General features: G+C 72.0%; 10 protein-coding genes. 2 read left to right on the top strand and 8 right to left on the bottom strand.

Annotated features, from left to right (window positions below; all coding sequences use genetic code 11):
• Positions 1-5: 5 nt before the first annotated feature.
• The 7 genes from GA0070558_RS29355 to GA0070558_RS29385 all read right to left on the bottom strand — a co-directional run bounded on the left by GA0070558_RS29355 (position 6) and on the right by GA0070558_RS29385 (position 7,235).
• Positions 6-422 (bottom strand): RidA family protein, encoded by a 417-nt coding sequence (locus GA0070558_RS29355; protein WP_091285782.1) that lies wholly within the window; start codon positions 420-422, stop codon positions 6-8.
• Positions 423-551: 129 nt separating this feature from the next.
• Positions 552-1,559 (bottom strand): LacI family DNA-binding transcriptional regulator, encoded by a 1,008-nt coding sequence (locus tag GA0070558_RS29360; protein WP_077938176.1) that lies wholly within the window; start codon positions 1,557-1,559, stop codon positions 552-554.
• 19 nt (positions 1,560-1,578) lie between these two features.
• Positions 1,579-2,958 carry a GH1 family beta-glucosidase gene (locus GA0070558_RS29365; protein ID WP_091285784.1) on the bottom strand — a complete coding sequence of 460 codons (1,380 nt, stop codon included), beginning with the start codon at positions 2,956-2,958 and terminating at the stop codon, positions 1,579-1,581.
• The gene (locus GA0070558_RS29370) at positions 2,955-3,788 is read right to left on the bottom strand and encodes a carbohydrate ABC transporter permease (RefSeq protein WP_091285787.1); all 834 of its coding nucleotides are present in this window, start codon (positions 3,786-3,788) and stop codon (positions 2,955-2,957) included. The genes GA0070558_RS29365 and GA0070558_RS29370 overlap by 4 nt, the downstream gene beginning before the upstream one ends.
• Complete coding sequence (locus GA0070558_RS29375; RefSeq protein WP_091285808.1) at positions 3,785-4,801, bottom strand: carbohydrate ABC transporter permease; 1,017 nt, start codon at positions 4,799-4,801, stop codon at positions 3,785-3,787. The genes GA0070558_RS29370 and GA0070558_RS29375 overlap by 4 nt, the downstream gene beginning before the upstream one ends.
• 85 nt (positions 4,802-4,886) lie before the next feature.
• On the bottom strand, positions 4,887-6,191 hold the full coding sequence (locus GA0070558_RS29380) for an ABC transporter substrate-binding protein (RefSeq protein ID WP_077938179.1): 1,305 nt from the start codon (positions 6,189-6,191) through the stop codon (positions 4,887-4,889).
• Positions 6,192-6,473: 282 nt separating this feature from the next.
• Positions 6,474-7,235, bottom strand: coding sequence for a maleylpyruvate isomerase family mycothiol-dependent enzyme (locus tag GA0070558_RS29385; protein WP_091285810.1), 762 nt, complete (start codon positions 7,233-7,235; stop codon positions 6,474-6,476).
• 69 nt (positions 7,236-7,304) lie between these two features.
• Between GA0070558_RS29385 and GA0070558_RS29390 the strand changes: the two genes are divergently transcribed.
• The gene (locus GA0070558_RS29390; protein WP_091285813.1) at positions 7,305-8,396 is read left to right on the top strand and encodes a UDP-N-acetylmuramate dehydrogenase; all 1,092 of its coding nucleotides are present in this window, start codon (positions 7,305-7,307) and stop codon (positions 8,394-8,396) included.
• Between the two features lie 59 nt (positions 8,397-8,455).
• Positions 8,456-9,121: a GntR family transcriptional regulator gene (locus GA0070558_RS29395; protein ID WP_091285816.1), complete on the top strand. Its 666-nt coding sequence runs from the start codon at positions 8,456-8,458 to the stop codon at positions 9,119-9,121.
• A 36-nt stretch (positions 9,122-9,157) separates the two neighbouring features.
• Here GA0070558_RS29395 and GA0070558_RS29400 read toward each other — a convergent pair.
• Positions 9,158-10,398 (bottom strand): IS4 family transposase (locus GA0070558_RS29400; RefSeq protein WP_091285820.1); only part of this gene is annotated, 1,241 nt, incomplete at its 5' end.

Raw genomic sequence — 10,398 nt, forward strand, 5'->3', positions numbered from 1 at the left:
CACCGTCAGCGGCCGGGCTCCCGGACGGCGGCGACCGCCTCCACCTCGACGAGCTGGTCGTTGTAGCCGAGCACGGTCACCCCGAGCAGGGTGCTGGGCGGCTCGTGGTCGCCGAACGCGTCCCGGACCACCTCCCACGCGGCCACCAGGTCGGCCTGTTGGGTCGACGCCACGTACACCGTGGTCTTGACGACGTCGGCGAGCCGTGCCCCGGCGGCGGCGAGCGCGACCTCCAGGTTGGCCATCACCTGCCGGGCCTGCGCCGCCGGGTCGCCCGGCGCGACCGTACGCCCGTCGGCGTCCAGCGGGCAGGCGCCGGCGGCGAACACCAGCCGGGCCGGCGGGTCGACGGTCGCCGCGTACGCGTACTCGGCGAGGTCGGAGAGTTCGGACACGCGCACCAGCGCCACGGGATCGCTCATCCGCGTGACGCTAGCCCGCCCCCGACCCCGCCGCCACGCGATAACCGCCCCGCCACGCGCTCACGCGCCCGCCGGAGGTGGTGAGAAGGGAACCCCTCTCTACCGTATGCGTTAACAAGGGGCCCCTCCTTACGCCGAGGCGCGCAGGACCAGCTCCGTGGGCAGCACGAGGGCCGGCTCGACGTCCTCGCCGGCCGCCATCCGCAGGAGCTGGCGGGTCGCCTCCCGGCCCAGGTCGAGTATCGGCTGCCGCACGGTGGTCAGCGGCGGGTCCGTGTACGCGGCCGTCTCGATGTCGTCGAACCCGATCACGGCCACGTCGGCGGGCACCCGCCGCCCCGCCTCGCGCAGCGTCCGCATGGCGGCGTGCGCCATCAGGTCGGACGCGGCGAAGACGGCGTCCAGATCGGGGTGGGCGTCGAGGAGCTGCCGCATCGCCGCCGCCCCCGACTCCCGGGTGAAGTCCCCGTACGCCACCCGCTCGGGCAGCCCCGCCTCGGCGATCGCCGCCCGGTAGCCGGCGAGGCGTTCCACCCCGGCGAACATGTCCTGCGGACCGGCGATGGTGGCGATGCGCCGCCGCCCCGAGCCGAGCAGGTGCCGCACGGCCCGGGTCACCCCGCCGACGTGGTCGACGTCGACGTACGGCACGCCGACGTCGCCGAGGAACCGCCCGCTGCACACCACCGGGATGCCGAGCCGGGCCAGCCGGGCCGGCAGCGGGTCGGCCCCGTGCAGCGAGGCGAAGACGACGCCGTCGACGTGCCGCCCGGTGGTGTACCGCTCCACCCGGGCGTGCCCGGCCGGCGAGCCGGCGAGCATCAGCACGAGCTGCTTGTCGGCGGCCTCCAGCTCCTGCGCGACGCCCCGGATGATGCTCGGGAACACCTGGTCGTCGGAGAAGACCCGGGTGGCCTCCTCGGGCAGCACGAGGGCGATGGAGTCGGTCCGCTGGGTGACCAGGCTGCGGGCGGCCAGGTTCGGCACGTACCCCAGCTCGGCCACGGCCTGACGGACCGCCTCCCGGATCGGCTCGGCGACGGTGGTGGAGCCGTTCACCACCCGCGACACGGTCGCCCGGGAGACGCCGGCCCGCCGGGCCACCGCCTCCAGGGTCGGCCGCTGGGCCGTCGTCATCGGAGCGCTCCCCACCTCGTCACAGCCCGTTCCGGGAGATCACCTCCTGGTACCACCGGGCACTGGCCTTCGGTGTGCGCCGCTGGGTCAGGTAGTCGACGTGGACGATCCCGAACCGCTTGCGGTACCCCTCGGCCCACTCGTAGTTGTCCAGCAACGACCATACGAGATAGCCGCGCAGGTCCACCCCCCGGCCGATGGCCGCGTGCACGGCCCGAAGGTGCCCGTCGAGGTAGGCGATCCGGTCGGCGTCGGCCACCCGACCGGCGGAGTCGGTCGTGCGGTCCGGGAAGGCCCCGCCGTTCTCGGTGATCATCAGCGGCAGGCCGGGGTAGTCGGCGGCCAGCCGGTCCAGCAGGCGGCCCAGCCCGGCCGGCTCGATCGCCCAGCCCATGTCGCTCACGGGCCCGGCGGCCGGCAGGAACTGCACCGCCCCCTCGGTGCCCGGCCAGGCGCTGCTGCCCGCCCCGTCCGGCCGCCCGGCCACGTAGGTCGGGGCGTAGTAGTTGATGCCGAGCAGGTCGATCGGTGCGGCGATCAGCTTCTCGTCGCCGTCCCGCAGGAACGTCGCCGGATCGACCATCCGGGACACGTGCTCCAGCACGTCGGCGGGGTACCCGGCGCCGGTCAGCGGGTCCAGGAAGATCCGGTTCTGCAGCCCGTCGACCAGCCGGACCGCCGCCGCGTCCGCCGCGCTGTCCCGGTCCGCCGGCTGCACCTCCGCCGGGTTCAGGGTGATCCCGACGACCTCCGCGCCGCCCGCGCGCAGCGCCCGGACCGCCAGGCCGTGCCCGAGCAGCAGATGGTGTACGGCGGTGAAGGCCGCGCCCGGGTCGCTCACGCCGGGGGCGTGCACCCCGTTGCCGTACCCGAGGTAGGCCGAGCACCACGGCTCGTTGAGCGTGGTCCAGGTGCGGATGCGGTCGCCGAGCCGGCCGTGCACGGCCCCCGCGTACGTGGCGAAGTGCTCGGCGGTCTCCCGGTTGGTCCAGCCGCCCCGGTCCTGAAGGGCCTGCGGCAGGTCCCAGTGGTAGAGCGTGACGATCGGGTCGATGCCCCGGTCGAGCAGCGCGTCGGTGAGCCGGTCGTAGAAGTCCAGCCCGCGCGGCTCGACCGGCCCGGTGCCGTCGGGCTGGATCCGGGGCCACGCGATCGAGAACCGGTACGCCTTCAGCCCCAGCTCCGCCATCAGGGCCACGTCGTCGGCGTACCGGTGGTAGTGGTCGCAGGCGACGTCGCCGGTGTGGCCGGCGAAGACCCTGCCCGGCGTACGGCTGAAGGTGTCCCAGATCGACGGGCCGCGACCGTCGTCGCGGGCCGCGCCCTCGATCTGGTAGGAGGCGGTGGCCGCGCCCCAGACGAAGTTGTCGGGGAACCGTAGCTCGCTGCTCGCGCTCACGCCTTGACCGCACCTTCCATGATTCCGCCGATGATCTGGCGGCCGAACAGGACGAATACCAGCAAAAGGGGCAGAGTTGCGATGGCCGTGCCGGTGAAGACCTGCGACATGTCCTGGTAGTAGCCGTCCGACAGCGCCCGCAGGGACAGCTGCACCGTCGGGTTCTCCGGGTCGTTGAGCACAGCGTACGGCCAGAGGAAGTCGTTCCAGGTCGTCATGAACGTCAGCAGCCCGAGGACGGCCGCGGCCGGGCGCAACGCCGGCAGCACCACGTTCCAGTAGATCCGCGCGGTGCCGCAGCCGTCCATCCGGGCGGCCTCGATCAGCTCGGTGCTGACGGCCTGGCTGGCGTACTGGCGCATCATGAACACGCCGAACCCGGTGACCAGCGCCGGCACGATCACGGCCGGCAGCCGGTCGTTCCAGTTGAGCTTCGTCATCAGCAGGTACAACGGGATGACCCCGAGCTGGGTGGGGATCATCATCGTCGCGATGATCACCAGCAGCAGCCCGTTGCGGCCCCGGAGCCGCAGCTTGGCGAAGGCGAACCCGGCCAGCGTGGAGAAGAAGACCACCGACACGGTGACCGTGACGGCCACGATCGCCGAGTTGATCAGACCGGTGAGGAAGTACGCGTCGGTGTTGTCGAACAGCCGGGCGATGTTCGCGCCCAGGTTGCCGCCGGGGGTGACCGGTGGCGGAATCTGGCCCATCGCGTCGCTGGAGCGGCTGGCGACCACGAACATCCAGTAGATCGGGAAGACCGACAGCAGGGCGGAGACGGCCAGGGCGGCGTACGTGAGCCGGCCGGCGGACCAGAGCTTGTTCATCGGGTGCGCTCCTTCCGGGGCCGGCGGACCCGCGTCGGCCCGTCGGTGCCGCCGAGCCGGCGCAGGATCACCACGTTGATCGCCGCGACGATCGCGATCAGGGCGAACAGCAGCCAGGCGACCGCCGAGCCGTAGCCGAAGTTGTAGTGCGGCGCGAAGGCGTTCTCGAACATGTACATGGTCATCGTCTGCGACTCGCGCAGCGGCCCGCCCCGGATCGGGTTGGTGCCGGAGTGGAACATCCGGGGCTCGGTGAAGAGCTGGAGGCCGCCGATGGTCGACACGATCACCGCGAAGATGATCGTCGGCTTGAGCAGCGGCACGGTGATCTTCCAGAACTGCCGGGCCCGGCTGGCCCCGTCGATCGCCGCCGACTCGTACAGGTCGCGGGGGATGGCCTGCATGGCGGCGAGGAAGATCAGCGCGTTGTAGCCGGTCCACCGCCAGTCGACCATGGCGGAGATGGCCACCCAGGAGGCGAACCGGTTGGACTTCCAGTCGATCGCGTCGACGCCGACCAGGTCGAGCAGCCAGTTGATCATGCCGAACTGGCGGCCGAACAGCACCCCGAAGACGATCGCCACGGCGGCGGTCGAGGTGACGTTCGGCACCAGCACCGCCATCCGCCAGGTGGTCCGGGCCCGCAGCCGCCGGTTGAGCAGGCTGGCCAGCCACAGCGCGGCGAACAGCTGCGGCACGGTCGAGATGACGAAGATGCCGAGGGTGTTGACCACCGAGTGCCAGAAGTCGGGGTCGGCCAGCAGGCGGGTGTAGTTCTCCCCGCCGACGAACGGGTGCTCCGCGGCGAGCAGGTCCCAGTCGTGCAGCGACACCCAGAACGTGTACGCCAGCGGGTACGCCCCGAACACGCCGAAGAGCAGGAAGAACGGTGCGATGTAGAGGTAGGGGGAGTACTTGTCGTCGAGCCGGCTGAGCCGGTACCTCCGGGGCGGGCGGGCGGTGCTCCGCTCCGTCGGTGTCACCGGTGGCAGGGCGTCGAGCTGGACGGCCATGGGCCCGGTCACTCCTTTCCGCGTCCTGCGCGGCGCGGGCGGCGCTCCGGCGTGCCGGAGCGCCGCCCGCGCGTCCGCGTCGGGCCTACTTGGCGGCGGCCTTCTTGGCGTTGTTCACCGCGTCGGTCCACGCCTGCTCGGGGCTGCGCTGGCCGAGGTCGACGGTGCGGACGGCGTTCTCCACCTCGGTGCGGACGGCCTGGTTCTTCGGTCCCATGTAGACCGGCTTGAGGCTCTTCGCGCCCGCCGCGAAGATCTTGCCGACGGGGGCGTCGGAGAAGTACGCGTTCTTCGAGTCGACGATCGCCGGGTCGTCCAGCGCCTGCGGGTTGGACGGCAGCGGGCCCTTGGCCTTGAACGCCCCGATCTGCCCCTTGGCGCTGGTCAGGAACTTCGCCAGCTCGATCGCCTCGGCCTGGTGCTTGCTCTGCTTGGGCACGGCGAGGAAGGAGCCACCCCAGTTGCCGCCGTTGCCGGGCACCTGGGCGATGTCCCACTTGCCCTTGGCGGCCGGGCCGGCGTTGCCCTCGATGACGCCGGTCATCCAGGCCGGGCAGGCGATGGTGGCGAACTTCGCCTGCTTGAACGCCGAGACCCACTCCTCGGACCAGGAGCCGTACTTGCCGGACAGGCCGGAGTCGAGGATGTCCATCGTGGTGTCCCACGCCTGCCGCACGGCCGGGTTGCTGTCCACCACCAGGTTGTTGGCGGTGTCGTAGTAGTGGTAGCCCTGCGCGTTGCCGGCGGTCTGCAGCACGATCGTGTTGAAGATGTTGGTGGCCGAGTCCAGGAACGCCGCGCCGGTGTTGGCCGCCTTGAACTTCTCGCCGGTGGCGACGTAGTCCTGCCAGGTGGGCCAGAGCTTGGACACCTCGTCGCGCTGGGTCGGCAGCCCGGCCTTGGCGAACAGGTCGCTGCGGTAGCACATCGCCATGCCGCCGACGTCGGTGCCGAGGCCGATGAGCTGCTTGCCGTCGGCGGTCAGCGCCTGGTTCCACTTCCAGTCGAGGAAGTTGCCCTTGAGCTCGGCCGCGCCGTGGTCGAGCAGGTTGACGAAGTTCTGCGGGTTGGCCTTGTACTCGACGAGCAGGCCCTCCTCGATCGCGACCACGTCGCCGGCGCCCTTACCGGCGGCGAGCCACTGGGTGAGCTTCGGCGAGTATTCGTCGAGGTTGCCGCCGGTGCCCCGCTCGACGATCTTCACGTCGGGGTGGGCGGCCATGTACTCCTGGTAGAGCTCCTGGTAGCCCATCTGGCCGAAGACGTCGACGGTCAGCGTGACCGGCCCGCCCTCGGCGGGCTCGTCCCCGCCGCAGCCGGCGGTGGTGAGCAGTGCGGTGGCCGCGACGAGGGCCACGGCCGCGAGGCGGCGGCGTGGAAAGACACCCATCTTGTTCTCGGACCCCTCTCAGGTCGTGCGCATGGTGGTGGGGACGGGGGGTGGAACCTTCGAGAGAGCGCTCTCACAAGAGCCTGGCCGCTGGCTGCCGCGATGTCAATAGAGCGCTCTCGGAGCGGAAAGGAAGGGCCCCCTGTTAACGCATTCGGTAGAGCAGGGGCCCCTTCTTAACAACGCACGGCGCGCGCGAACCGCCGGCGGGCGGGGCGGCGGGCACGACGACGCGTGGCCCCCGGCAACGCCGGGGGCCACGCGAGGCGGGAAAGGGGGCGGTCAGCCGGTGCGCAGGCCGTCGAGGAGGGCCCGGTCGCCCCGCACCCCGAGCGTGTCGAAGCTGACCCGGCCCATCAGCGCCAGCAGCAGGTCGCTCGCCGTGCCGGTGACCTCGACCCGGGCGTGGTGGTCGTCGTGGTCGAGGATGGTGTCGGTGTCCAGCAGCGCCACGCCCTCGCCGCGCAGCCGCAGGTACCAGTCCTGGCCCGCGTCGGGCGCGGCCAGGTGCACCACCCCGTGCCACTGGCCGGTGGCCTTGCGCCGGCCCGCCGGCAGCCAGGTGTCGAGCACCTCGCTCACCCCGTCGGCCGCGAGCTTGGCCTCGATCGGCTCACCGGCGGCGATGGCGAGCTGGGCGTCCCAGCGGTGCACCGAGGTCTCGTGCGCCATCCGACGCGGCCAGAAGCCGGCCTTCTTCGGCTGCGGCGCCCAGTTCCACGTCGGGGTCTCCGGGTCCAGCCCGTCGAAGGTCGCCATCAACCGGTCGTACGCCTGCTGCCAGAACTGCAGCGCGGACGTCCCGGCGGGCGGCGCGGCCGGGACGCTCGGGCGCTCGGGGCGGGTGGTGCCCCCGGTCGTCACGATGGTGTTCACCCAGGTGTAGGCCTCGCCGAGGTGCGCGGTCAGGTCGGTGATCGTCCAGCCGGGGCAGGAGAGCACGGGTGTCTCGGGGGGAGCCTCCGCCACGGCGGCGGCGAACGCGGGACCCTCGGTCCGCAGCGCGCCGATCCAGAAGTCCTTCGTGCCGTGCAGTCTGCTCATCACGATCCTCCCGGGCGACCGCGCCACCAAGTGGGTGCCGCGGCTCCCTCTCAGCCTAGGGTGAAAGGCGTGTCAGACGTTAGTGCCCGCCCGGCCACCGAAACCCGCGCCGCCGAACCGACCAGGTTGGCGGAATACACCACGCTGTGCCTCGGTGGCCCGGCCGGACGGATCGAGACCGCTGCCAGCGCCGAGGAGATCGTACAAAAGGTGCAGCAGGCCCGCCTGCGGGACGATGAGGTCCTGATCCTCGCCGGCGGCAGCAACGTGGTCGTCGGCGACGCCGGATTCCCCGGCACCGTCGTGCTGGTGCGCTCCCGGGGGCTGCGGGTCGTCGCCGAGGACGCCGACACCGTCACCGTACGGGTCGAGGCCGGCGAGCCGTGGGACGACCTCGTCGCCGCCACCGTCGCCAACGGCTGGTCGGGGCTGGAGTGCCTCTCCGGCATCCCCGGCTCGGCCGGCGCCACCCCGATCCAGAACGTCGGCGCGTACGGCCAGGAGGTCGCCGAGACGATCACCGGCGTGCAGGTGTACGACCGCGTCGAGGAGAGCCTGGGCCGGGTCGAGGCGGCCGACTGCGGCTTCGCGTACCGGTCGAGCATCTTCAAGTACAGCGAGCGCTGGGTGGTGCTGTCGGTCGACTTCCGGCTCGCCCGCTCCCCGCTGTCCGGCCCCGCCCGCTACGCCGAGCTGGCCCGGGCGCTCGGCGTCGAGCCCGGCGACGCGGTGCCGCTGGCCGACGCCCGGGCCGCCGTGCTGCGGCTGCGGGCCGGCAAGGGCATGGTGCTCGACGCCGCCGACCCCGACACCCGCTCGGTGGGCTCGTTCTTCACCAACCCGGTGCTCGACGGCGAGGCGTACGAGCTGCTGCGCGGGCGGGCCGCCGACCTCGGCGAGCCGCCGCACTGGCCCGGGGCCGGCGACACGGTGAAAGTGAGCGCCGCCTGGCTGATCGACAAGGCCGGCTTCGCCAAGGGACACCCCGGCCCCGAGGGGGTGGCCATCTCCAGCAAGCACACCCTCGCCCTGACCAACCGCAGCGGCACCGCCAGCACCGCCGCGCTGATCGCCCTGGCCCGCGACATCCGCGACGGCGTGCACGCCCGCTTCGGCGTGCCCCTGCACCCGGAGCCGGTCCTGGTCAACTGCGCCGTCTGACGGCCGGCGGGCGGACGCGCCCACACGGGTCGTCCGGCGGCAATGGCAGACTCTTCGGAGTGAGCGACGTGGCCGCATCGGCGATGGACGGCGAGCTGGAGAGCCCCAGCCTGGTGGATCTCGCCGTCTCCCGGCTGACCCGGGAGATCCTCAGCGGCAGGAGCGACCCGGGCGAACGCCTGGTGGAGGAGCAGCTGACCCGGCGGCTCGGGATCAGCCGCGCCCCGTTGCGGGAGGCGCTGCGGTTGCTGGCGCAGCAGGGGCTGGTGGAGCACGTGCCCCGGCGGGGCGTCCGGGTCGCCACCCTCTCCGACCGCGACGTGCGGGAGCTGTACGAGCTGCGTGACGTGCTGGAGCGGGTGGCGGTGCACCGGGCCGTCCCGGTGCACCGGGAGGCTGACCTGGCCGGGCTGCGGGCGGCGCTGGACCAGATGCGCGAGGCGACCCGGCTCGGCGACCGGCTGGCGGTCGCCGAGTCGCACCGGGCGTTCCACGTCGCGCTGGTGGCGCTGGCCGGCAACCGCCAGCTCTCCGCCGTGTACGACTCGATCCTGATGAAGCTGCAGCTCTACATGGCGATCAACCTGCGCCGCGAGGCGGAGGTGGCGCAGCCCTCGGACGGGGTGCACCGGCACGAGCGGCTCTTCGCGGCGGTCGCCGGGGAGGACCCGGAGGCGGTGCTCGCGGTGCTGTCGGAGCACGGCGCGCGTTCGTACCTCGACTAGCCGCAATGCCGTTCAGTTAGGGCGGGGGCTGGTTGGTCAAGGTTCGTCGGTGGTGATGTCGATGCTGGTGGTGGCTTTGTAGGTGCGGCGGTCGGTGTTGGGTCCGCGTGCCTGGTACTTGGAGTTCGAGCGTTTGATCATGCGGGTCTTCGTCCGGACGCGGCGTTCGGGTAGCAGGTTCGCCAGGACCTGTTCGCCGATGACGCCGACCAGGTCGACGACGGTGTCGGCGATGACACCGGCGGCGTGGACGATCTGGTCGCGTGCGGCGTTGAGGGCGGTGGTGAAGCTGGCCCGGTCCGGGTCGAGGCCGGGCCGGCTGTCGGTGGCGTCGACCATGGCGGTGCGCAGTACCTGGTAGACGATCAGCAGGGCGTGGATCTCCTGATCGATGCCGTCGGGGGTGCGGGCGCGTAGGACCCGGCCGCCGAGGATGGTGGACTTGAGTTCCAGGTAGGCGGTCTCGATCTCCCACCGCTGGTGGTAGAGGCCGACGAGGTCGGCGGCCGGGTAGCGGTGGGCGTCGAGCAGGGTGGTGATCAGCCGGTAGTCGCCGGTGTGGCTGCCGGTCGTGGTGGTGATGCTGATCCGGGCCTCGATGATCCGCACGGGTAGGCCGCCGATGATCGATAGCCAGGAACCGTCGTGACAGCGGCGGGTCAGCGGGAGTTTCCGGCCGGTCTTGCAGCGGATCAGCAGGTCCGCTCCGGTCGCGGCGAGCGCGGTGATCAGATCGGCGGCGGCGTAGTTGCGGTCGCCCAGAAGCAGCATCCCGGCCCGTAGGCTGCGGGCCAGCCGGTGGGCCTGGGCGATCTCGCCAGTCGTGATCGGGTCGAACACGGCGTCGAGCACCGAGCGGGTCCCGCAGGCCAGCAGCGCGCTCAGCCGCAGCGTCGGGTAGCCGGATCCACCGTGGTTACCGCGTTGTTTGACATAGCGGCGCAGGTTGGCCTTCGAGTCCGCGACCGACAGCACGGTGCCGTCAACGACGACCGGCAGCAGACCCCGCCACCACACCGCCGCGACAGCGCCTGTGGCCGCGGGGCCTCGTAGCAGGTCGAACAAGGCCCGCAACGGGGCCGGGCCGAGTCGTTGCCGGGCCTGCCGCAACCCGCTGCCGCTGGGATCGGGCACCGACAGCCCCCGCAAACCGACGACGAGTTTCGCCCACACCTGTCGGTAGCCGCAGTCGGCGAACAAGCAGCCGGCCAGCAGCAGGTACACCACGACCCGGGCCGGCAACAGGCGCACACGTCGCTGCGTACGCCGGGTCGCGG

This window comes from Micromonospora haikouensis (assembly GCF_900091595.1).
GTDB lineage: Bacteria > Actinomycetota > Actinomycetes > Mycobacteriales > Micromonosporaceae > Micromonospora > Micromonospora haikouensis.

Excerpts from the sequence above, each read along its gene's own strand:
- GA0070558_RS29375 (WP_091285808.1), bottom strand. The coding sequence starts at position 4,801 with ATGGCCGTCCAGCTCGACGCCCTGCCACCGGTGACACCGACGGAGCGG.
- GA0070558_RS29385 (WP_091285810.1), bottom strand. The coding sequence starts at position 7,235 with ATGAGCAGACTGCACGGCACGAAGGACTTCTGGATCGGCGCGCTGCGG.
- GA0070558_RS29355 (WP_091285782.1), bottom strand. The coding sequence starts at position 422 with ATGAGCGATCCCGTGGCGCTGGTGCGCGTGTCCGAACTCTCCGACCTC.
- GA0070558_RS29360 (WP_077938176.1), bottom strand. The coding sequence starts at position 1,559 with ATGACGACGGCCCAGCGGCCGACCCTGGAGGCGGTGGCCCGGCGGGCC.
- GA0070558_RS29380 (WP_077938179.1), bottom strand. The coding sequence starts at position 6,191 with ATGGGTGTCTTTCCACGCCGCCGCCTCGCGGCCGTGGCCCTCGTCGCG.
- GA0070558_RS29370 (WP_091285787.1), bottom strand. The coding sequence starts at position 3,788 with ATGAACAAGCTCTGGTCCGCCGGCCGGCTCACGTACGCCGCCCTGGCC.